This is a genomic window from Myxococcus llanfairpwllgwyngyllgogerychwyrndrobwllllantysiliogogogochensis, from assembly GCF_006636215.1.
GTDB classification, from domain to species: domain Bacteria; phylum Myxococcota; class Myxococcia; order Myxococcales; family Myxococcaceae; genus Myxococcus; species Myxococcus llanfairpwllgwyngyllgogerychwyrndrobwllllantysiliogogogochensis.
Map to the genome: position 1 here is coordinate 1 of NZ_VIFM01000021.1, position 21677 is coordinate 21677.

General features: G+C 69.8%; 15 protein-coding genes. 5 read left to right on the top strand and 10 right to left on the bottom strand.

The window, feature by feature from the left end; translation table 11 throughout:
• The coding region (locus FJV41_RS07515) for an HAD-IC family P-type ATPase (RefSeq protein WP_141641732.1) at nucleotides 1–441 on the top strand (441 nt) is incomplete at its 5' end.
• Nucleotides 442–549: 108 nt separating this feature from the next.
• Nucleotides 550–1641 (top strand): Rieske 2Fe-2S domain-containing protein, encoded by a 1092-nt coding sequence (locus tag FJV41_RS07520; RefSeq protein WP_141641733.1) that lies wholly within the window; start codon nucleotides 550–552, stop codon nucleotides 1639–1641.
• A gap of 272 nt (nucleotides 1642–1913) precedes the next feature.
• Here the strand turns inward: FJV41_RS07520 and FJV41_RS07525 are convergent, their stop codons facing one another.
• The 9 genes from FJV41_RS07525 to FJV41_RS07565 form a co-directional block, all read right to left on the bottom strand.
• On the bottom strand, nucleotides 1914–3362 hold the full coding sequence (locus FJV41_RS07525) for a multicopper oxidase family protein (protein WP_246137067.1): 1449 nt from the start codon (nucleotides 3360–3362) through the stop codon (nucleotides 1914–1916).
• On the bottom strand, nucleotides 3359–4855 hold the full coding sequence (locus FJV41_RS07530; RefSeq protein WP_141641734.1) for a TolC family protein: 1497 nt from the start codon (nucleotides 4853–4855) through the stop codon (nucleotides 3359–3361). The genes FJV41_RS07525 and FJV41_RS07530 overlap by 4 nt, the downstream gene beginning before the upstream one ends.
• Entirely contained in the window at nucleotides 4852–5220 is a 369-nt protein-coding gene (locus FJV41_RS07535) for a heavy metal-binding domain-containing protein (RefSeq protein WP_141641735.1), read from the bottom strand. The genes FJV41_RS07530 and FJV41_RS07535 overlap by 4 nt, the downstream gene beginning before the upstream one ends.
• Nucleotides 5221–5546: 326 nt before the next feature.
• Nucleotides 5547–6374: a peptidoglycan recognition protein family protein gene (locus FJV41_RS07540; protein ID WP_141641736.1), complete on the bottom strand. Its 828-nt coding sequence runs from the start codon at nucleotides 6372–6374 to the stop codon at nucleotides 5547–5549.
• Nucleotides 6375–6472: 98 nt separating this feature from the next.
• Complete coding sequence (locus tag FJV41_RS07545; protein ID WP_141641737.1) at nucleotides 6473–9604, bottom strand: efflux RND transporter permease subunit; 3132 nt, start codon at nucleotides 9602–9604, stop codon at nucleotides 6473–6475.
• Nucleotides 9594–10787, bottom strand: coding sequence for an efflux RND transporter periplasmic adaptor subunit (locus tag FJV41_RS07550; RefSeq protein WP_141641738.1), 1194 nt, complete (start codon nucleotides 10785–10787; stop codon nucleotides 9594–9596). Before FJV41_RS07550 ends, FJV41_RS07545 begins: the two co-directional genes overlap by 11 nt.
• Entirely contained in the window at nucleotides 10784–12013 is a 1230-nt protein-coding gene (locus FJV41_RS07555; protein ID WP_141641739.1) for a TolC family protein, read from the bottom strand. The genes FJV41_RS07550 and FJV41_RS07555 overlap by 4 nt, the downstream gene beginning before the upstream one ends.
• Before the next feature lie 107 nt (nucleotides 12014–12120).
• Entirely contained in the window at nucleotides 12121–12438 is a 318-nt protein-coding gene (locus FJV41_RS07560) for a hypothetical protein (RefSeq protein ID WP_141641740.1), read from the bottom strand.
• Nucleotides 12439–12578: 140 nt separating this feature from the next.
• Nucleotides 12579–13544 (bottom strand): PLP-dependent cysteine synthase family protein, encoded by a 966-nt coding sequence (locus FJV41_RS07565; RefSeq protein ID WP_141641741.1) that lies wholly within the window; start codon nucleotides 13542–13544, stop codon nucleotides 12579–12581.
• A gap of 174 nt (nucleotides 13545–13718) precedes the next feature.
• On the opposite strand from FJV41_RS07565, the gene FJV41_RS07570 reads away from it, so the two are divergent.
• A complete protein-coding gene (locus tag FJV41_RS07570; protein ID WP_141641742.1) occupies nucleotides 13719–15182 on the top strand; it encodes a sensor histidine kinase in 1464 nt (487 codons plus the stop codon).
• Nucleotides 15183–15251: 69 nt separating this feature from the next.
• A complete protein-coding gene (locus FJV41_RS07575) occupies nucleotides 15252–15848 on the top strand; it encodes a DUF2378 family protein (RefSeq protein WP_141641743.1) in 597 nt (198 codons plus the stop codon).
• Nucleotides 15849–15860: 12 nt separating this feature from the next.
• On the opposite strand, the gene FJV41_RS07580 is transcribed toward FJV41_RS07575, so the two are convergent.
• Nucleotides 15861–17138: a tetratricopeptide repeat protein gene (locus tag FJV41_RS07580; RefSeq protein ID WP_141641744.1), complete on the bottom strand. Its 1278-nt coding sequence runs from the start codon at nucleotides 17136–17138 to the stop codon at nucleotides 15861–15863.
• Nucleotides 17139–17272: 134 nt separating this feature from the next.
• On the opposite strand from FJV41_RS07580, the gene FJV41_RS07585 reads away from it, so the two are divergent.
• A complete protein-coding gene (locus FJV41_RS07585) occupies nucleotides 17273–21628 on the top strand; it encodes a DEAD/DEAH box helicase (protein ID WP_141641745.1) in 4356 nt (1451 codons plus the stop codon).
• Nucleotides 21629–21677 lie beyond the last annotated feature (49 nt).

The window sequence follows — 21677 nt, forward strand, 5'->3', positions numbered from 1 at the left end:
CTGGGAATCTCCGAGGTCATCGCGGGGGTGTTGCCGGAGGGGAAGGGGGACGTGGTGAAGCGGCTTCAGAAGGAGGGCCGCGTGGTGGGCATGGCGGGGGACGGGGTCAACGATGCGCCGGCGTTGGCCCAGGCGGATGTGGGCATCGCCATGGGGACGGGCACGGACATCGCGATGGAGAGCGCGGGTGTCACGCTGGTGAAGGGTGACTTGAGGGGCATCGTCCGGGCGCGGCGGCTGAGCCAGGGCTCACTGCGCAACATCCGGCAGAACCTCTTCTTCGCCTTCATCTACAACCTGCTGGGGGTGCCCCTGGCGGCGGGGGTGCTGTACCCCTTCTTCGGCCTGCTCCTGAGCCCCATCTTCGCCAGCGCGGCGATGAGCCTGTCCTCGGTGTCCGTCATCGTCAACGCCCTCCGGCTGCGGCGGCTGAAGCTGTAGGCGGAAGGGGGCCTTCCGTGTGGGTGCCGACTGCTCGGCCCCCGGCGGGAGGCCCGGGCGCTCACGGGAAGGCGTGCACTGGCCGTGCGCGCCATTAGACTGCGTCTCATGAGCTCCCGCGAGGAGGCGCGCACCCCAGGTGCGGCCGCCGGTCACGTCTCCGTCGTTCACCTGCCGAATGCCTGGTTCATCCTCTGTGCGTCGCGAGAGCTGGGCGACAAGCCGCTGGCGCGCACGCTTCAGGGCACGCCGCTCGTCCTCTTCCGGGGCGAGGGCGGCAAGCCTGGCGCGTTGATGGACCGCTGCCCTCACCGCAATGTGCCCCTGTCGCTGGGGCGGGTGAAGGAGGGGCAGCTCCAGTGCGGCTATCACGGCTGGCGCTTCGACACGGGAGGGCAGTGCCGCGCCATTCCGGGCTTCCTCGGCGAGCCCGAGGCCCGTACCCGCTGCGCGACGTCCTATGCGACGCGTGAGCAGGATGGCTTCGTCTGGGTGTACTCCACGCCGGGCGTGGAGCCGACGACGGAGCCGTTCCGTTTCCCACTGCTGGACGCGCGCGACTACACCACGGTGAGGCGCGTGCTGCGTGCGCCGGGCTCGCTGCATGCGACGCTGGAGAACACGCTCGACGTGCCGCACACGGCCTACCTGCACGGGGGCCTGTTCCGCACGGAGGAGAAGCGCAACGAGATTGACGTGGTGGTGCGCCGGAGCGCGGACCGGGTGGAGGCCGAGTACATCGGTGAGCCTCGTCCCAGTGGAGTCGTGGGTCGGCTGTTGGCTCCGGGTGGCGGCGTGGTGCAGCACTTCGACCGCTTCCTGATGCCGTCCATCGCGCAGGTGGAGTACCGCATCGGCGAGGGCAGCCACATCATCGTGACCTCGGCGATGACGCCCGTGGCGGACTGGGACACGCTGGTCTACGCGGTGGTGACGTTCCGACTGCCGCTGCCGCGCTGGCTGCTGCGCGCGGTGCTGCCGGTGGCCATGCCCGTGGCGCTCCACATCTTCAGCCAGGACGCGCGCATCCTCCGGACGCAGACGGAGAGCATCCGCCGCTTCGGCACGGAGACGTATGCGTCCACCGAGATTGACGTGCTCGGGCCCGGCATCCTCCGATTGCTGCGCGCCGCGGAGCGCGAGAAGCCCGGCGCGGTCGGTGATGCCGTGCATGAGACCCGACTGAAGATGCGGACTTGAGGCTGGGCGTCAGCGGGAGGCTTGGCGCGGTGCACGAGCCTCGGCTGAGGATGCGGACCTGTGCGACTGCCTGTCGCCAACCGTGAGAAGCCCGGTACGATCCGCGACGCCGTGCATGGGACGCGACTGAAGCTGCGGAAGTGCGTGGCTTCATGCGGGCCAGGCCCGAACTCGCGGCCAGGCTCAAGTGTGTCGTCAGTCTGATAGGCGCTTTGGTGCGAGGGTTCGCCCAGCCAGTACGAGCCTCGAACTGGGCGAACCACTGTCGTTGCTCAGCCCTGCCCGAGTCCCGCCGGTGACGCGGGCAGCGCCTTGGGTGGCGCATTCACGTCGATGCCGTCCTGGCGCAGTTCCTCCGTGTTCGCCGCCACCGCCAGCGTACCGGGCGGGTTGTCGTACCAACCCGGGTCTCCATCGCCGGCCAGCCGCTCGCGCACCTTGAGCACGGTGAACATGCCTCCCATGGTGATGACGTCGTGCTTGCCCCGCGCTCCGCTCATGGGGATGGAGTTGGTGGGCACCGGCATGCCCATCTCCGCCATGTCGCCCATGCCCGTCTGCCCCATGGTCATGTAGCCCGGCAGCAACGTGCGCACCTTCGCGTCGAGCCCACCCGGTTTCACGCCGATGAGGTTGGGCAGGTCATGGCCCATCTGGTTCATCAGGTGGTGTGTCATGTGGCAATGCATGGCCCAGTCGCCGGGCGCATCGGCCACGAACTCGACGGTGCGCGTGCTGCCCACCGGGACGAGCACCGTGGTCTCCGGCCACTGCGCGGACTCGGGGATGCGTCCCGCGTCCGTCTCCGTGATTCGGAAGTGGTAGCCGTGCAGGTGGATGGGGTGATGGTCCATCGCGCTCAGGTTGCCCAGGCGGATGCGCACCCGCTCACCCTGTCGCACCACCAGCGGCTCCGTGCCGGGGAACGCCTTCGCGTTGAACGTGAGCAGGTTGAAGTCCGTCATCTCGTTCGGGTCCGGCCGGCTCGCACCCGGGTCCACGCGCCACTCGTGCAGCATGAGCGCGAAGTCGCGGTCCACGCGCGGGCCCACGGGCCGACGCGGGTGCATGATGAACAACCCCACCATGCCGAGCGCCATCTGCGTCATCTCGTCATGGTGCGAGTGATACATGCCCGTGCCGGACTGGCGGATGGTGAACTCGTAGCGGAACGTCTCGCCCGGGGCGATGGACTTCTGGTTGAGCCCACCCACGCCGTCCATGCCGTTGGGCAACAGCAGGCCATGCCAGTGCACGGTGGTGGGCGCGGGCAGTCGGTTGGTGACGTAGAAGCGGACGCGGTCGCCTTCCACGACTTCGATGGTGGGCCCGTGCACCTGGCCGTTGTAGCCCCAGCAGTGGACCTTCAGCCCGGGAGCCAGCTCGTGTTCGACCTCCTCGGCCACCATGTGGAAGACCTTCACGCCGTCCACGACCTTCCACGGCAGCTTCGAGCCGTTCGGCACGATGACGGGGCGATAGTCCCGGTTCGGCATTCCCGGAGCCAGCCAGTCCCGCCGGCCCGCGCGCGGAGCGGGAGGACGTGGCGCGACTTGCGCCTGCGCGACACCACCTCGGAGCAGCAACGCACCACCCGCGAGCGTGGCGCCGGCTGTCGCCAGCATGCCTCGTCGGGTCATCGCGCCCGGAGCGGTCGTCGTCTCCGTCGTGTCCTCCGCATCCTGCGCGCGGAGAGAGGAATCAGGGGAGAGGGGGTTCATGGAGTCGCTCCGTGGCCGTGTGCGGGGGGATGGCCGTTTCCAGAAGGGGGTTCAGTGGGAGGCGAGGATTCAGGAGGGGTCGCCTCCGGTGGACGCTCGGATGCCGGGGGCGTGGCGTCGCTCGGTGCGTCCTGGTGCGAGGCCGTGCCGGGCAGACTGCCGCCGACGAGTTGCTCCAGCTCCGCTCGGGCCATCCAGTAGTCGCGGACGGTCTCGATGAAGGTGCGGTACGCCTCGACCTGGGACTGCTTCGCGTCGAGCAATGCATACAGGCCAATCTGCATCGCGTTGTATTGGAGCTGGGACTGCTCGACGACCTTCTCGCGCAGGGGCAGGACGACGCGCTGGTAGCGCTCGGTGACGCCTCGGAGCGTGAGCAGGCGGGCCCTCGCGGCGCGAACTTCCGAGCGCGCGTTGATGGACAGCTCCGCGAGACGACGCTCGCCCTGGCGATGCTGTGCCTCCAGCCGGGCGATGAGCGCCTGTCGCTGGTCGAAGATGGGCAGCTCCAGTGTGAGCGTGGGCCCGAAGAGTCGCGGACCGTTCGCGTCCCGGTGCGTGTGGAGACCCACGTCGACGCGGCCGAAGAAGCGCGTGCTGCGCGCCAGCTCCAGCGCGTTCCACAGGAGCTCGGACTGCTTGCGCGCGGCGTCGATGTCGAGCCGCTGCCGGATGGCGAGCGACTCCAACCGCTCCAACGACGCCTCCTCCGGGGGCGGTGCCGGGAGCTTCTCGGAGATGGCCCACTGGGTGCGCGGCCCCCACAGGCCCAAGAGGCGGTTGAGCCGCTCCCGGTCTTCCACCAGGGTCAGCTCCTCGCGCGCCAGCTCCAGGCGGGCCTCCTCGGAGGCGGCCTGCTCGGTGACCAGCTCCAGGTCGGTGATGTTGCCCGCGCCGTGTTGGAGCGTGGCCAGCTCGGCGGCGGCCTCGGTGGCCTGGAGGACCATGCGGCGCAGCTCCACGAGTTGCTGCCGCGCCTGGACCTCGCTGAACAGCTTGCGCACCTCCGCGGCGGTGGAGAGCGCTTCGTGCGCGACGCGCAGCGTGTCCGCCATGAACTGCTCCTGGGCCACGCGCTTGCGCAGCGGCAGGGTGAACAGCTCCACGAAGCCCTGCACCAGCGAGAACTCCGTCTCGCTGACACCGTCGTTGGAGAGCGGGAAGCCGATGCTCGCATCGAACGTCGGGTTGCTGAGCAGGCCCGCCTGCACCATGTCGGCCTGGGAGATGCCCAGGTCTTCATAGGTGGATTGCAGGGCGGGATTGTTGAGGAGGGCCACCTCCACCGCGTGGTCGGAGGTGAGGTCGCCCTTCAACAGTCCGTCGAGGTGCCGCGACACCTCCGCGTCCTCGGGCGTGCCCTGGTTCCACCGCGTCTTGCGGCCGATGCGCTCCTCGACGAGCGTGGCGACCTCCGCGTGGCCTTTCTCCTTCTGGATGGAAGCGCAGCCGCCCGCGAACAGCAGCGCGCAGGCGAGGGTGAGCAGTCTCACGGATGGGCTCCGTGTCCTTCATGACCGGGCGCGGGCTTCTTGGCCGGCGCGGTGTCGTCGGGCTTCACGGGCGTCAGCTTCATGCCGCACTTGGGGCAGGTGCCGCCCGGCTTGTCGGACTGGACCTCGGGGTGCATCGGGCACGCATAGACGGTGGTGCCCGCGTCCTCCTTGGAGGGCTTGGACGCGTCGGAGTGCTGCGGTCGGGAAGGTGGCGTCGCGGCGAGCGCGGTGGGCAGCGAGGCGAGCGGGGACTCGGGCGCATCGGGGCTCGACGGGTCCACGGCGGGAGCGAGCCTCTTGGGCTCGGAAGCACAGGCGGCGAGCGTGATGAGGCTCGCGAGGACACAGAGGAAGGAACGCATGGAAGACCTCGAAGTGGCGCGACGCGGCGGCGCCAGGAATCGCTGCGGTGTTGAGCAAGCTCCAGGCCACGAGGACCGGAGACACAACTCCGCGGACTGACGACGCACGAGAGGCCAGGGAACGCAGGTCCGCGCGGTCCCGGTGTAACCGGGGTCATCACACTGTGATGGCTGCAACCGTGCCTGGTTGTTCACCGGCGCACTTCATGCGGCGCGCGCTTCCGGGGAACAGGCGGGACACCTGCCCGTTTCAAACACGAAGCGCGGGGAGCGTCCCGAAAGGACCCTCGACCCGCGCTTCACCACACCTGCTTCACCGCGTCAGCTCAGGAGATGCCCTTGCGCAGCCGCGACCAGTCGAAGTTGGGGGCCGGGTCGTTCTTGCGGCCCTTGGGCACCGCCACGTCCGCGTGGCCGACGATGTTCTTCATCGGCACGTCGTACTTCTCCTTCAGGTGGCTGGTCAGCTGGGTGAGCGCCTTGTACTGCGCCTCCGTGAAGGGCGTCTTGCCGCTGCCGTCGTTGACGATTTCGATGCCGATGGAGCGCGCGTTGACGTCCGTGGGAACGCCATGCAGCTCGCTCTTGCCCGCGTGCCACGCGCGCTTGTCGTCACCCACGAGCTGATAAATCTTCCCGTCGCGGTCCACCATGTAGTGCGCGGACACGCCGCTCTTCGGGTTGCGCATCCACGACAGGTCCGCCTTGCCGTCGTTGGACGCGGTGTGGTGCATGACGATGGTGTCGATGTCCGCGCCGTTGCGGCTGTCGGAGTTGGGCGAGGGCGCGCTGATGACCGCCGGCTTGGTGCCCGGCGTCGTGGGCGTCGTCGGAGTCGTGGGCGTGCCCGCCAGCGCCTTCTTCAGCGCCGCCTGCGTCTGCTCGCCGTAGTAGCCGGTGGTGGGCAACTTCTTGTCGCCCTGGAACTTCTTCACCGCCGCTTCGGTCTGCGCGCCAAAGGTCCCCGGGCCCGTGTTCACCTGGGCCTTGGTCAGGTAGCCCAGCTTCAACAGCGCGTCCTGGAGCTGCTTCACCTTCGGGCCTGAGTCACCCTTGCGAAGTCCCGCCGGAGGCGCGGTGACGGTCGTCGCCGCCGCTGTAGCCTTGGTGGAGGTGGTACGGGTCGCGGTGGCGGAAGGAAGGCGAACGCTCATGAGAGACCCCGACGTGTGGAATAGGGGAAAAACACGGGATTGTCGGTGTTCCGGGCCAAAAGTTGCCGGTCAAAGGCCCGGAACACCTTCCCTGTCTCTCAGGACACAGTTGACCTGCGATCGGCCACACGTCGGCTGATGCGCTCTCTCACGCCATGAACAAATGCGTAGAAAGTGGGAAGAACCAGCAGGGTGAAGAGGGTCGAGGTCACCAGTCCGCCCACCATGACGACGGCCAGGGGCCGCTCGATTTCCGTCCCGTGCAGGGGCAGCACGAGCAGGGGAAGCAGGCCGAGGATGGCGGTGGCGGCGGTCATCAGCTTGGGGCGGACGCGACCGAGGCTCGCCTGACGGATGGCCTCGTCGAAGGGCATGCCGCGCGAGAGCAGGTCCTTGGTCTGTGAGACCAGCACGAGGCCGTTCTGCACCGCGATGCCGAACAGGCCGATGAGGCCCACGAGGCTGGAGACGTTCCACGTCTCGCCGGCGATGAGCAGCGCGAGGATGCCGCCGACGAAGGCATCCGGGAGCGTGGCGAGGATGACGAGCGCCTCCGCCACCGAGTCCAGCGCGAGGTACAGCAGGATGAACACCGCGAGGATGGCGACGGCGATGGCCATGGCCAGCGACTGCGCGGCGCGCTGCTGACTCTCCACGCGTCCTCCCACGTCGAGGAAGTACCCGGTGGGGAGCTTCAGCTCCGCGGCCAGCCGCTCGCGCACCTCGGCCGCGGTGCTGCCCAAATCCCTGCCGGACACACTGGCCTCCACCGCGAGCCGACGGCTGCCGGCCTCGCGCCGCACGCTGCCCGCGCCGAAGGTCTCCTCGATGGTGGCGAGCTGACTCAGGGGGATGCGAGTGCCGTCATGTCCGTCCACCAGGAGGTTGCGCAGCGCCTGGAGGTCTCCCCGCTTGTGGTCCGCCAGCCGCAGCACCAGGTCGTGCCGCCGCTGACCCTTCCACACCTGGGAGGACTCCTCGCCCACCAGGCCCACGCGCACCGCGCGGATGACGTCGCCGGGCGTCAGCCCCACCCGCGCCACCGCGGCGCGATTCACGGTGATGCGAAGCTGCGGCAGCCCGCTGAGCTTCTCGACGCGCAGGTCCTCCACGCCGTCCACCTTCGCGAGGATGGCGCGGGCCCGCTCTCCCAACGTGGCGAGTGTCTCCAGCTCCGGCCCGAAGATGCGCACGGACAGGTCCGCGGGGCTGCCGCCCAGGCCCTCGTCGATGCGCATGCCCAGCGGCGTGGTGAACAGCGTGGTGACGCCGGGCACCCGCGCCACGGCGACTCGCAGGTCTGCCTCCAGCTTCTCCAGATTTCTTCCCCGGTCCTTCTTGAGCACGACGAGCACGTCCGACACCGTGTGAGGCATCGGGTCCTCGGTGCGCTCGGCGCGGCCGGTGCGCCGCACGACGTCCTCCACCTCCGGGAAGCCGAGCAGCACGTCCTCCACCAGGTGGTTGAGCCGGTCCACCTCCTCCAGTGACGCCTCGGGCGGCAGCACCGTCTGGAGGAGGAAGGCGCCTTCATCCAGTCGAGGCATGAAGTCGCTGCCCACCGCGAAGGCGAGCCCCAGCGCCGGCACGGTGATGGCGAGCGCCACCAGTCGCACCAGTCCCGCCCTGCGCATGCACGTGTCCAGCATGGGCGCGTACACCGTCTTGATTTTGCGGATGAGCCACACGTCCTCGGGTTGTCCCGGACGCGGGGCCTTGAGCAGCAGCGAGGAGGCCACCGGCACCAGGGTGAGCGCGAGCGCCAGCGACGCGGCGAGGCACGCCACCACGGCGGCGGCGAGGGGTTGGTACATGCGCCCCTCGATGCCCGTCATGGCGAACAGCGGGATGAAGACGGACACGACGATGAGGGTGGCGAAGGCGATGGGACGCCCCACCTCCAGCGACGCGGACAGCGCTTCCTCTCGCACGGACTTGCGCCCCGCGCCTTCGCGCAGGTCATGGATGATGTTCTCGGTGACGATGATGGCCGCGTCCACCAGCAGACCCACGGCGATGGCCAGGCCGCCCAGCGTCATGGTGTTGATGCCGATGCCGGCGAGCTTCAGGAGGATTCCCGCCAGCGCCAGCGACAGGGGCAGGGTGAGGGTGACGATGAGCGCGGCGCGCCAGTCCCCCAGCAGCGCGAACAGCACCAGCACCACCAGCAGCGCGCCCAGGAGGATGGCTCGGCTGACACCCCCCAGCGCCTCGTCCACCAGCACCGACTGGTCATAGACGACGCGCAGCTGCACGCCCTTGGGCATCGACTGCTCCAGCTCCTTGATGGCCTCACGGACGCCCGCCGCCACCCGCTGCGTGTCCGCGCCGAACTGCTTGATGACGCGGCAGCTCACCACCTCGCCCTTGAGGCGGTGCGCGATTCCCCGGCGCAGCGCGGGGCCTTCGCGCACGTCGGCCACGTCCGCCAGCAACACGGGCGTGCCCGCGCGCAGCGCCACCACCGTGCTGTTCAGGTCCTCCACCGTCTGCGCGCGTCCAATCGCTCGCACCGTCCACTCCATGGGGCCCTGCACCACGAAGCCGCCGGACGCGTTGAGGTTGGCGCCCTCCAGCGCGTGCTCCACCTCGTTGAGGCTGATGCCGCGCGCCACCATCTGGTCGGGGTCCAGCAGCACCTGGAACTGCCGCAGGTAGCCACCCAGTCGCTCCACGCCCGCGACGCCGGGCACGGCGAGCAGCCGGTTCTTCACCTCGAACTCGGCCAAATCCCTCAGCGCCATGAGGTCCGCCGCGCCGGGCTCCGCTTCGAGGGTGAACTCGAAGACTTCATTGAGCCGGCCGGTGAGGCTGGAGACGAGGGGCGCGTCCGTGCCAGGGGGCAATTCTCCCTGGGCCTGGGCCACGCGCTCGGCGACGTACTGTCGGCTGCGGAAGTAGTCCGCGTCCGGCTCGAACTCCACCGTGACCTGGGTGACGCCCAGCTGCGAGGTGGAGCGGATGCGGCGCACGTCGGGCAGGCCCGCGAGCGCGACCTCCATGGGAATGGCCACCGCCGTCTCCAGCTCCTCCGCGCCCATGGCGGCGTTCTGGACGATGACGTTGAAGATGGGCGCCGACAGGTCCGGGAAGACGTCGCGGCGAAGCCCATGCAGCGCCACCGCGCCGAAGGCGGACAACGCCAGGGCCAGCACCACGGTGAGGCCGGGCCGCGCGAAGGACGTGCGCAGCACGCGCCCCACCAGGGACGACGAGGGCTCAGTGGCCATGTTCTGCACCTCCGCCGGCGGACTTCTCGACTTCCGCCTTGAGGAGGAAGGCTCCGTCCACCACCACCTGCTCACCGACCTTCAGGCCGGAGAGCACCTCCACGTGGTCTCCCAGCGTGCGGCCTCGTCCCACCTCGCGCCGCTCGAAGGAGCCGCGCTCTCCGGTGGGCAGGAAGGCGACCCAGCCATTCTCCAGTCGCTGGAGCGAAGCGGCCGGCACGGTGGTGATGGTTCCATCCGGACTGCCAAGCGGAATGGACGCGGTGGCGGACATGCCCGGCTTGAGCAGGCCCTCGCGGTTCTCCAGCACCAGCCTCACGGGGATGGTGCGCGAGGAGGCGTCCACGCGCTGCCCCACGTGGCCCACCTTCGCGGTGTGCTCCTTGCCTGGGAAGGCGGCGAAGGTGACGCGCGCCTCGGCGCCCTTCTGGATGCGCACCGCGTCGCGCTCGAAGGCGTGGACGATGAGCCACAGCGAGCCCAAATCACCGATGCGGAAGAGGGGATGTTCGGCGTCCGCCATCTGTCCCATCCTCGCGTCACGCTCGATGACGGTGCCCTGGATGGGCGAGCGCAGGATGAAGCCCGGCGTGCCCGCGCCCTGACGAAGGTCCCCTTCGCTCGCGCCCAGCGCCGCCAATTCCGCGAGGGCCGCGGCGACCTCCGCATCGGCGCCCGCGGCGTCCACGTCCGCGGCCTGCACGTCCTTCTGCGCGACGATGCGCTCGGCGGCGAGCGCGCGCTTGCGCTCTGCGGTCTGTCTGGCGGAGGCGGCGCGGGCCTTCGCGGACTGGAGGGCGGCGCGGGCCTTGCCCAGCTCGGGGCTGCGCAGCTCGGCCAGCTTCTCGCCTTCCTTCACCTCCTGGCCCGTGGTGACGAAGACGGTGCCCACCCGGGCGGAGATGGGGGAAGCCACCTCCGCGTAGGCGTCCTCGCTGAACATCAGCTCGCCCAGCGCGGTGACGCTCTCTCCTCCGGGACGCGCCGACGCGGGCGCGGTGGTGACGCGCAAGTCGCGGAGCATCTCCGGCGCGATGTGGACGTGGGACTCATCGTGTCCCTCGTCATGTCCCTTGGGTTCGGCGCCTTCTTCGTGCGCGTGGTCGTCTTCATGCTCGGGCTTGTCGGACTTGCAGGCGGACAGCACGACGAGGGCGGACAGGAGGAAATGGGAGGGCTTCATGGCAGGGCTCCTGTCTCGACGGCGAGCTGCACGCGGGCGAGCGCGGCCTGGAGGTGACTGTCGAGCAGCGCCACGCGCGTCTCGAGCGTTTCACGGCGGACAAGGAGGAACCCCGCGAGGTCCATCTCCCCGGCTTCGTAGGACTTGCGGGCGAGCGACTCGTTCTCGTCCAGCAGCGGCAGGGCATCGCGCGTCAGCACCTCCAGCGCTTGCTGGCGCCGGGTGTCGCGGATGCGGGCGGCTTCCACCTGGACATCGCGCGTGCGGCGCGCGGCCTCCAGCAGGGTGCGCAGCCGTCGCACGCGGGCCTCTCCCGTCACCTTCTCTTCCTGACCTCGGGAGAACACGGGCAGCGGCACGCTGAGGGTGCCGAGCCACGCGGACTCGTCCACCTCCTTCTCGTAGCGCACGCCCACGCTCACGTCCGGCAGCGCCTGGCTGCGTCCCAGCCGCAGCTCCGCCTCTGCCTGGGCGAGCGCCGACTCCAGGGCGCGGATGTCCGCGCGCTCGGAGGAACCCGTGGGCTTCGCCACCGGGAGCGAGGAGAGTTCCTTGAGCGCGCCGCTCACCGCGAGCGGCTCCTGGAGGGGCAACCCGAGCTGCGCGCGCAGCTCGCTCACGAGCGCATCCTCCTCGCCCTCGGCCACGACCACGGCCGCATGGGCCCGGGCCTGCGCCACGCGCGCCACGTTGACGTCCACCACGGGCACGTCACCCGCCTCGAAGCGCTTGCTCGCGGAGCTGGCCAGGTTTCGCGCGGCCTCCTCCGTCTCGTGCATCAGCCGCGAGAACTCGCGGGCGTAGAGGGCGCGCAGGAACGACGCGGCCACTTCACCGAGCACGCGTCGCTCGGCGTCCTGCTGCTCGGCGCCCTCGCGGGCGAGCCCCGCGCGAGCGGACTCCCGACGCGCGCCCTGCTTGCCACCCAGCTCGAAGGGCTGCGCCAGCCCGAGTGAGAGTTGGAGGCCCCGGGTGCCATCGTCGAGCCTGCGAGGGCCCACCTCGGCGCTCAGGGTCGGGTTGTCACGCAGCCAGGGTGCGGAGCCCGCGACGGCCCCCTGGGCCTCGGCGACGCGGCCCGCTGCATCCAACAGGGAAGGAGCGCGCTGGCGGGCCAGGGCCAGCGCGTCTTGGAAGGACAACTCGGAAGGTGAAGCGGTGCTGGCGCAGGGCCAGACCAGGGCGGCGGCGAGCCCGAGGGCCGCCGTCGCGGAAGGATTGAGCACGGAAGAAGACCTCGCGAAAGGGAAGCGAGCGTCAGGCGCGAGGTGCCCCGGTACCGCCGTGGACGCACCTCACCTGGAATCGCTCGCGCGAAGAGACGGACACTGCCTCAGGCGAGGAGGGCTTTGGGGACGTGGAGGATGTCGTCCAGGTCCGCGGAGGCGGGCGCATCCTCATCCTGAAGGACGAGACGCGGCCGAGGTGCTTCCAGGAGCAACGAGGGAGGGGAGACGGGCGCGGCGATGGAGCGCACATGGCCGCAGCAGGTGCAGTCCGCGCAGTCCGGCGCGCACTGACCGCTCGCATCGTCATCCGGGCAACGTTGCGCGCACACGGTATCCGTCACGTCGGCGATGACCTTCCACAGGCCACCTTCCGTCGGGGCGAACAGCAACAGGCTGAGGCACAGCCAGATGCGTGTGAGCACGAGTCGGCTTCTAGCATGACCCCGGACGGTGCGCACGCGGATGCATGCTCAGCGTGAACCAGGCATCGGAAGAGGGCGTGCCTGCTCGCCCGTGAGGGCCGGCGGAGTGTTGTCGCGCCGGCCCTTTGCGTGAGTGTGCGTCAGGCCACGACGCGCGGCGGCGCGGGCCGGTGCTGAATCAGCTCGGTGGAGAAGTAGCGCTCCATCCGGTCCGGGAACACCGTCACCACCTGCGCGCCGGGACCCAGTCGCCGCGAGGCTTCCACGGCCGCCACATAGTTGAGGCCGGAGGACGGGCCCACCGGGAAGCCCCGGCGGATGAGGGCGCGCGCGGTGCACATGGCCTCTTCGTCCGACACGTCCAGCTCCACGCGTCCCGGCATGTCCGAGTCGCGGTACAGCTTGGACATGCCGTCCACGACACCGGGCACGCGCGGACTGAAGCTGCAACACTCGATGTCGCAGCCCAGCCCCGCGATGGGACGCGCGATGAAGGCCGTCACCGGACAGCCCGCTTCCGCGAACGCCTGGTACAGACCCACCACCGTGCCGCCGGTGCCCACGCCGCTCACCACGCCGTGCACCAGCCCGCCCGGAATCTGGGAGAGGATCTCCTGCCCCGTCCACACGCGGTGTGCCTCGGCGTTGTCCGGGTTCTCGAACTGGCGGGGCGCGAAGGCCTTGCGCTCCCGGGCAATCTGCTCCGCCTTGGCGATGGCGCCACGCACGCCCTCCGCCCTCGGCACCAGCACCACGTCGCCGCCGTAGGCGCGGATGGTGAGCACACGCTCGTCGGTGACACCCTCGGGCATCACCGCGGTGAAGCGCACGCCCATCTGCGCGCTCGCCAGCGCGAGCGCGATGCTCGTCGAGCCGCTGGACGCCTCCACCACCTCGCCGCCGGGCTGCAACTCGCCCAGGCGCCAGGCCTTCTCCAACATGTAGCGCGCGATGCGGTCCTTCGTGGAGCCACTGGGGTTGAGAAACTCCAGCTTGCACCAGATGGTGGGGCCCTCCGGGTCCAGTCGGACGGGGACAAGGGGCGTGGGAGCGATGGCCTGAAGAAAGCGGCCATCCGCGGGCAGCGGGCGACAGGGAGGACGCATGATGTCCTCCCTATCGCGAATCGACCCGGCCCGTTAGCGTCCTGAGCGTCTTCCCGACGGACGGGGATTCCATGGGCTGTCCGCCCGGCCTGTCAGGAAGCACCCGTGGGCGGCGATGGATGTGGCGCGACCGGAGTCCGGCGGGTACGAAGGAGTACCTCTGCCCCGCACGTCATGAGTCCTCCATCTCCGGTCATCCTCAACGTCAATGATGATGAGGCCAGTCGCTACGTCACCAGCCGCGTGCTGGGGCTCGCGGGCTTCCAGGTGGTGGACGCGGGCTCGGGCAGCGAAGCCCTGGCCCTCGCGGATGAGCACACCGACCTGGCCATCCTGGATGTCCGACTGCCGGACATCAGCGGACTGGAGGTCTGCCGGCGCCTGAAGCAGGCCCCTCGCACCCGGGGCATGCTCGTCCTGCACCTGTCCGCACAGGCGGTGGGGCCGGGCGACCGGGCGCACGGCCTGGAGCACGGCGCGGACGGCTATCTGGTGGCCCCGGTGGACCCCGAGGAGCTGGTCGCCCAGGTGCACGCCCTGCTGCGCCTGCGCCGCGCCGAGCGCGAGGTGCACGCGCTGTCGCGGGAAGTGGAGCGCCAGCGTCGACTGCTGGACATGGCCATGGCCTCCGCCGCGGACCCCATCGCGCTGTTCGACGCGTCGGGACGTCTGCTGTTCGCCAACCAGGCGGCGCATGCGGCGCGAGGCAGCCACGAGGTCCTCGTCTCGGGTGAATCGCTGAGCGCGCGGGAGGAGAAGGACCCGTCGCTCGCGCCCTTCATCCGGTTGATGGAGGTGGCGCTGAGCACCGGACAGGTCCAGCGCGGCGCAATCACGCTGTCGACGGACCAGGGGCCCCGTCACTTCGACTACACGCTGTCACCCACGCTGGATGGTGACGGCCAGGTGGCCGCGTTGATGGCCACGTCGCGGGACGTCACCGAGGAGCGCAGCGAAGAGGAGTTCCGCGAGCAGTTCATTGGGATGCTCGGGCATGACCTGCGCAATCCCCTCAATGCGCTGTCCATGTCCGCGCAGCAGCTCAAGCGCAAGGGCAACCTGGACGAGCGCCAGTCCTCGCTCACCGAGCGCATCCTTACCAGCGCGGACCGCATGGACCGGATGATTCGCCAGCTCCTGGACTTCGCGCGCTCGCGCCTGGGGGGCGGTGTCCCGGTGGTGGCCTCGGACTGCGACGTCTTCGACGTGGCGCGTCGCACACTGGAGGAGATGCGCGCCAGTCACCCCGGGCGGATGCTGGTGTTGGAGGTGGTGGGGGACGGGCGCGGCGCGTGGGATTTGGACCGGCTGGAGCAGGCGTTCAGCAACCTGCTGGCGAATGCGCTGAAGTACAGCCCCGTGGACAGTCCCGTGCGGATGTGGGGCCAGGCGAGTGCGCGGGAAGTGGTGCTGCGCGTGCACAATGGCGGACCGCCGATTCCTTCGGAGGAGCTTCCACACATCTTCGCCGCATGGCGTCGAGGCTCGCGAGCCGTCCAGCACGAGGCGGCGGCGTCCTCGGGGCTGGGGTTGGGGCTCTACATCACCCGGCAGATTCTGCTCGCCCATGGTGGCGAGGTGACAGTGGAGTCCAGTGCGTCGGGTGGGACGACCTTCACGGTGCGGCTGCCCCGGTGATGATGACCAGCTGACGTTTGAGATGCGGAATGGCTCGCCGTTGCGGGGGGCCATTGCCACTTATCCGTCATGTCGCCCGAGAAGCTCATCTTCGCGCAGTCCGTGGAAGCCCTCTTCGTGAGGGCCCTGGGCCCCTATCTGACGCGGGAGGGGCGCCAGCGCCTGAAGGGCGTGGGCCTGGATTTGTCGGAGCGGCTGCGGCCGGCCTACTCGCTGGAGCAGTGGCGAGGCTTCCTGCGGGTGGCCGTGCAGGACATCTTCCCGTCGCTGCCGGCGAAGGAGGCCTGGCTGGCGTTGGGTGCGCGCTATCTCCAGGGCTTCCGGCAGACGCCGGTGGGGCGGGCCAGCCTGTCGCTCGTCACCCGCCTGGGGCCGATGAGGACCCTGGAGCGGGTGCCCTACAACGTGAGGGCCGGCAACAACTTCAACGAGGTGCGAGTGGAGGAGTCCGGCGAGGGCGCCGCCACGCTGTGGATGAAAGACGTGGCGGCGGACAACCCGTACTTCTCCGCGGGCTTCCTGGCGGAGTCGCTGCGCGTCGCGGGCGCCGGGCACGTGGAGGTGGAGCCCATCGCCTTCGACGGCACGGCGGCGACGTACCGCATCGTCTGGAACAGGACCGCGGCGGCTCCCGTGGGGGAGTCCGCTCCCGCGCCGGGGGCGTAAGGCCCTCCGCGCTCACTTCATGAGGAGGGCCCGCAGGTGCTCCCGTTCATTCTCCACCGACGCGATGGTCCACGCGCGCTGGAGTGAGGGAAGGGGCCACAGGTCCATGCGCTGGGGCTGGGTCACGCGTGCGAGCTTGAAGGCATGGCGCTGTGCCGCGCCGACTTCTTCCCGTCGCTTCGGGTCGTTGAGCATCTCCACGCCCTGAATCACCATGCGCAGGCCTACCAGATACTCCACGAGCGTGGTCTCTTCGACGATGCGCTCGCCAATGGAGGACAACACGTGGCCCAGTCGCTCACGGTCCCCGGCCGTGAGCGTGTCCGAGACGAGTGCTCGCTGGGTGAGGCGGTAGGGACCGGTGAGCGCCAGCTCTCCCACGAAGGCTGAGAAGGCACTGGCTTGAGGGCGGGAGACCTTCGCCAGCGTCAGGAGCCGCATGGCCTCGGTGTACATCGAGAGGGTGGAGGCGGTCCGGTAGTCAGGGAGGTCGGCGATGCGCTCCAGCTCGGCGAGCTCTTCTGGAGTGAAGGGCGCTTTCGGGTCGGTGTCCCCCAGCAGCACGAGCAACCGGAGTTGAATCTCCTGGGGCGATGTTGCGGCGAGTTGTTGAAGGCGGGGCTTGAGCGTGGTGCGCGCCTTCGCGAGCGCCTCGGGATGTTGGGGGGCCGCGGTCAGGAAGTGCTCGAAGGCGGCGCGCAGGAGGACGGGGTCCTTCACCTTGTCGAGGTGCGTGGCGAGCCACTCCAGGTCAGGGCTGCCGAGCATGTTTCCCGAGAGCGCGAGGATGAGGCGGACGTCCGCTGCTTCGGTGCGTTCCCAGGCGGCGTCGAACTCAGGCTTGCCATCGCTGGATGAGGTGGGTGGTTCCAGCAAGAAGCGGCTCTCCGCGAAGAGGGGGCGCTCTGCCTGGGCCCACGCGTGAAGGAAGGCCTCACGCCAATCGAACTTCGGTTGACGGGTGCGTTGCTCCACCAGGGACGAGAGGATGACGACCTCCGGCTCCTTCGCGGCGACCGCGCGAAGCCGCTTCAGGGTCTGCTCCGCCTTGGGCAACGCGCCCTGCTCCAGGAAGACGCACGTCTGGACGAAGAGGGCGCTCGCGTCTTGGGGCGCTTCCTTGAGCGCGACCGTGAGTTCCTTCTGGGCTTCCGCGCCATTGCCGGACCGGGCGTACTCGGAAGCGCGTTGGATGCGCGCGACGAGCGGTTCCGACCCGGCCATCTCCGGAGGGGCCGCTCCGAGGCTGAGGGCCGCGATGACGAGCCAGGGGACGATGGGTGTGCGCATGTCCCCAGCCTAACGGCGCGGTCGCCTGGTCTGGGAGTACCCGAGCGGAGCGTGTGGGCGAAGCCGTTCCCCACGCCGCGTGCGCGTTGACGCCCGCCTGTACCTGTGTTCAGGCTCCGGGTGGAGAGGTGCGCATGCCCCCGCAGATCAGTCTCGACTTCGCCGCCGAGTGCGCGGCGCACCCGGCACTGGCGAGTTTCCACCCGGTGGTTCGCCGCTGGTTCGCCGAACGACTGGGCGAGCCCACGCGTCCCCAGGTGGAGGGCTGGCCGCTCATCCAGGCCGGGCATGACGTGCTCATCGCCGCGCCCACGGGCAGCGGCAAGACGCTCACCGCGTTCCTCGCCGCGCTCGACTCGCTGTTCCGGCTCGCGCTGGAGCGGAACCTGGAAGACCGCACGCAGGTGCTCTACGTCTCGCCCTTGAAGGCGCTGGGCAACGACGTGCAGAAGAACCTGCTCCAGCCGCTGGAGGAGCTGCTCACGCGAGCCCGCGCGGAGGGCTACACGCCGGGCGAGCTGCGCGTGCAGGTGCGCAGCGGTGACACGTCCGCTTCCGAGCGCGCGCAGATGGTGCGCCGTCCGCCGCACATCCTCATCACCACGCCGGAGTCGCTCTACCTCTACCTCACCGCCGAGCGAGCCCGCGCCACCCTGCGCGGCGTGCGCACCGTCATCGTCGACGAGATTCACGCACTCGCGCGCGACAAGCGGGGCAGTCACTTCACGCTGTCCATGGAGCGACTCAAGGCGCTCACGGAGATGCGCCCCCAGCTCATCGGCCTGTCCGCGACGCAGAAGCCGCTGGATGCGATTGCCGGCTTCCTCACCGGTGCGTCCCACCGCGAGTGCCGCAAGGTGGAGGTGGGCCATCTGCGCCCGTGGGACTTGAAGCTGGAGATTCCCGACGCGGAGCTGTCCTCGCTGGCGAGCCACGAGATGTGGGGCCAGGTCTACGACCGCCTCGTGGCACTGGCGGGGGAACACCGCACCACGCTCATCTTCGTCAACACGCGGAAGATGGCGGAGCGCGTGGCCCATGATTTGGGCGAGCGATTGGGCGAAGGTCTGGTGGCGGCCCACCACGGCAGCATGTCGCGGGAAATCCGGCTGGCGGCGGAGGAGAAGCTCAAGGACGGCCGGCTGCGCGTCATGGTGGCCACCGCGTCGCTGGAGCTCGGTATCGACGTGGGCAACGTGGACCTTGTCGTCCAGCTGGGCACCACGAAGGCCATCTCCGTGCTGCTCCAGCGAGTGGGCCGCGCGGGCCACCACAAGGCGGCCATCTCCAAGGGCATCGTGTTCGCGATGACGCGCGACGAGTTGATGGAGTGCGCCGCGCTTCTCAACGCCGTGCGCGAGGGTGACCTGGACGCGGTGATCATCCCGCAGAAGCCGCTGGACGTGCTCGCGCAGCAGGTGGTGGCCGCGTGCGCGTGCGAGGAGTGGGACGAGCGCGCCCTCTTCAGCCTCTTCCAGCGCGCGTACCCGTACCGCGAGCTGACGTGGGAGGAGTACCAGGGCGTGCTGGAGGTGCTGTCGGAGGGCATCGCCGACCGACGTGGACGCGCGGGCATCCACCTGCACAGAGACCGCGTGAATCAGCGCCTCAAGGGCCGGCGCGGCGTGCGCATCACCGCGCTCACCAACGGCGGAGCCATCCCGGACACCTTCACCTTCAGCGTCACCGCCGAGCCAGAGGGCAAGGTGGTGGGCACGCTGGACGAGGACTTCGCGGTGGAGTCGTCGCCCGGAGATGTCTTCCTCCTGGGCAGCACCGCCTGGAGAATCCAGCGGGTGATGGGCAGCACGGTGATGGTGGAGGATGCACGCGGCGCGGCGCCCAACGTGCCCTTCTGGCGCGGTGAGGCCCCAGGACGGACGGACGAGCTGTCGCTCCAGGTCGGCCGGCTGCGCGACGAACTCCTCAACCGCGACGATGCGGCCAGCTTCCTGGAGAAGGAGCTGCGCATGCCGCCACCCGCGGTGGATGCGCTGCTGGGCTACCTGCGGCTGGGCAAGAAGATGCTGGACGCGGTGCCCAGCAATCAGCTCGTGGTGGCCGAGCGCTTCTTCGACGAAGCGGGTGGCATGCAGCTCATCATCCACGCGCCCTTCGGCAGTCGCATCAACCGGGCCTGGGGAATGGCGCTGCGCAAGCGCTTCTGCCGCTCGTTCGACTTCGAGCTCCAGGCGGCGGCGACGGAGGACGGCATCCTCCTGTCTCTGGGCGAGCAGCACTCCTTTCCGCTGGCGGACATCTTCGACTTCCTTCACCCGGACCAGGTGGAAGAGGTGCTGGTGCAGGCGGTGCTCCAGTCGCCGCTGTTCGGCACGCGCTTCCGCTGGGTGGCCACGCGAGCCCTGGCGCTCAACCGGATGATGGGGGGCAAGCGCGTGGCGCCCAACCTCCAGCGCGCGCGCAGCGAGGACCTCTTGGCCGCCGTCTTCCCGGCGCAGGTGGGCTGTCAGGACAACCACGGTGGCGGCGACGTCGAGCTGCCGGACCATCCGCTGGTGAAGCAGACAATGGACGACTGTCTGCACGAGGCCATGGATGTGGAGGGCCTGCGTGAGGTGCTCCGTCGCATGAAGGACGGCCGCATCCGCCTGGAGGCGCGCGACGTACCGGAGCCGAGCGTCTTCGCGCACGCGATGATTCACAGCCAGCCGTACACGTTCCTGGATGACGCCCCGGCGGAGGAGCGCCGCGTGCGCAACGTGGCCCTGCGCCGCGCGCTGCCGGCCGAGGACGCGGCGGCCTTCGGAGCGCTGGACGCGACGGCCATCGCCACGGTGGTGGAGGACGCCGCGCCGCCGATGCGCGACGAGGACGAGCTGCACGACATGCTCCTCCAGTGGGTGCTGGTGCGGGACGCGGAGGTGCCGAAGGGACTGGCGACGCCGCTGTTCGAGCAGGGCCGGGTGGCGTGGTTGGACCTGCCCGCCGGACGGTTCCTCGTCGCGGCGGAGCGGGGCAGCGCGGTGCGAGCGCTGTTCCCCGACGGGGTGACGCAGCCTCCGTTGCCGGTGCTGGCGCATGACCGGCCGGTGGAGCGCGAGGCCGCGGTGCTCCAGGTGGTGCGCGGGCGGATGGAGAACGTGGGCCCCACCACGGTGGCGGAGCTGTCTCGCCTCTGCGTGCTGAGCGAGGACGAGGTCAACGCGGCGATGCATCAGCTGGAGATGCAGGGCACCGTGCTGCGGGGCCGCTTCCGTCCGCTGGAGACACCGCTCGCGCCGGGAGAGACGCCGCCGCTGGAGTGGTGCGACCGCCGTCTGCTCCAGCGAATCCACCGGATGACAGTGGGGCGGCTGCGCCGGGAAATCGAACCGCTGAGCGGACGCGACTTCATGCGCTTCCTCTTCCGGTGGCACCACATGGAGGACGTGGACGCGCTGCGCGGCTCCACGGGACTCATGAAGGCGGTGCGGTTGCTCCAGGGGTACGAGGCGCCTGCCTCCGCGTGGGAGCGCTTCCTGTTGCCCGCGCGCATGAGGGGCTACACGCCGGACATGCTGGAGCGCGCCTGCTACGCGGGTGAGGTGGCCTGGGGCCGGCTGACGATGAAGGACCAGCCGAAGCCCGTGCCGGGGCCTCGTCGCGGTGCGCCCGTGACGCCGCCGGAGCCGGAGGCCCCAGCACCCACGCGCTCGCGAGCCTCGCCCACTCGCAACGCGCCGCTGACCTTCACGCTGCGCGAGGACCTGGAGTGGATGCTCGCGGCGGCGCGGCCTCACGCGGTGCTCGCGGATGGGGACGTGTGGACGCCGCCGGACCTCAGCGTGGCCGCCAAGGATGTGGTGGCGGTGTTGGAGCGCCGGGGCGCGTGCTTCTTCCAGGACCTGGTGTCCCGCGCGCGACGACTGCCCGCTGAAATCGAGGACGCGCTGTGGGAGTTGGTGGCGCGCGGCCTGGTGACGGCGGACGCGGTGCAGAACCTGCGCGTGCTCCAGAGCCCCGCGCATCGGAAGCGGCAGAAGCTGTTGCAGCGCGGTGGACCCGGACGCTGGAGCCTGCTGGCGCCCGCGGAGCCGAAGACGTCGGACGAGGTGATGGACTCGCTGGCGCGCCTGTTCCTCCAGCGCTACGGCATCGTCTGGCGAGACCTGGTGATGCGAGAGGCGCTGGCGCCCACGTGGCGTGAGCTGCTGTTCGTCTACCGACGCATGGAGGCGCGAGGCGAGGTGCGCGGTGGTCGCTTCGTCGCGGGCTTCGTTGGAGAACAGTTCGCGCTGCCAGAGGCGGTGGACATGGCACGCGCGGTGCGACGGCAGCCTCCTTCCGGGGTGCGAGTGCAGCTCTCCGGCGTGGACCCGCTCAACCTCACGGGTGTGGTGACTCCAGGGCCGCGCGTGCCCGCGATGCCGGGCAACGTCGTCACCTACGTGGACGGCGTGCCGGGCGGCGTCGACGCGCTGGAGGACGATTCCGAGGAGAACGTTGGCGAGGACACGGAGAGCGGCGGCGGGGTGGCGCAGGCCAGCTGAGAATCCCCGTTCGTCTGGACACGCGGTGTTAGGGTCCCCCCACTGTTTC

What these genes read in the sequence shown, in the direction of transcription:
- FJV41_RS07520 (WP_141641733.1), top strand. Translation starts at nt 550, where the DNA reads ATGAGCTCCCGCGAGGAGGCGCGCACCCCAGGTGCGGCCGCCGGTCAC.
- FJV41_RS07525 (WP_246137067.1), bottom strand. Translation starts at nt 3,362, where the DNA reads ATGAACCCCCTCTCCCCTGATTCCTCTCTCCGCGCGCAGGATGCGGAG.
- FJV41_RS07535 (WP_141641735.1), bottom strand. Translation starts at nt 5,220, where the DNA reads ATGCGTTCCTTCCTCTGTGTCCTCGCGAGCCTCATCACGCTCGCCGCC.
- FJV41_RS07540 (WP_141641736.1), bottom strand. Translation starts at nt 6,374, where the DNA reads ATGAGCGTTCGCCTTCCTTCCGCCACCGCGACCCGTACCACCTCCACC.
- FJV41_RS07545 (WP_141641737.1), bottom strand. Translation starts at nt 9,604, where the DNA reads ATGGCCACTGAGCCCTCGTCGTCCCTGGTGGGGCGCGTGCTGCGCACG.
- FJV41_RS07550 (WP_141641738.1), bottom strand. Translation starts at nt 10,787, where the DNA reads ATGAAGCCCTCCCATTTCCTCCTGTCCGCCCTCGTCGTGCTGTCCGCC.
- FJV41_RS07565 (WP_141641741.1), bottom strand. Translation starts at nt 13,544, where the DNA reads ATGCGTCCTCCCTGTCGCCCGCTGCCCGCGGATGGCCGCTTTCTTCAG.
- FJV41_RS07570 (WP_141641742.1), top strand. Translation starts at nt 13,719, where the DNA reads ATGAGTCCTCCATCTCCGGTCATCCTCAACGTCAATGATGATGAGGCC.
- FJV41_RS07575 (WP_141641743.1), top strand. Translation starts at nt 15,252, where the DNA reads ATGTCGCCCGAGAAGCTCATCTTCGCGCAGTCCGTGGAAGCCCTCTTC.
- FJV41_RS07580 (WP_141641744.1), bottom strand. Translation starts at nt 17,138, where the DNA reads ATGCGCACACCCATCGTCCCCTGGCTCGTCATCGCGGCCCTCAGCCTC.
- FJV41_RS07585 (WP_141641745.1), top strand. Translation starts at nt 17,273, where the DNA reads ATGCCCCCGCAGATCAGTCTCGACTTCGCCGCCGAGTGCGCGGCGCAC.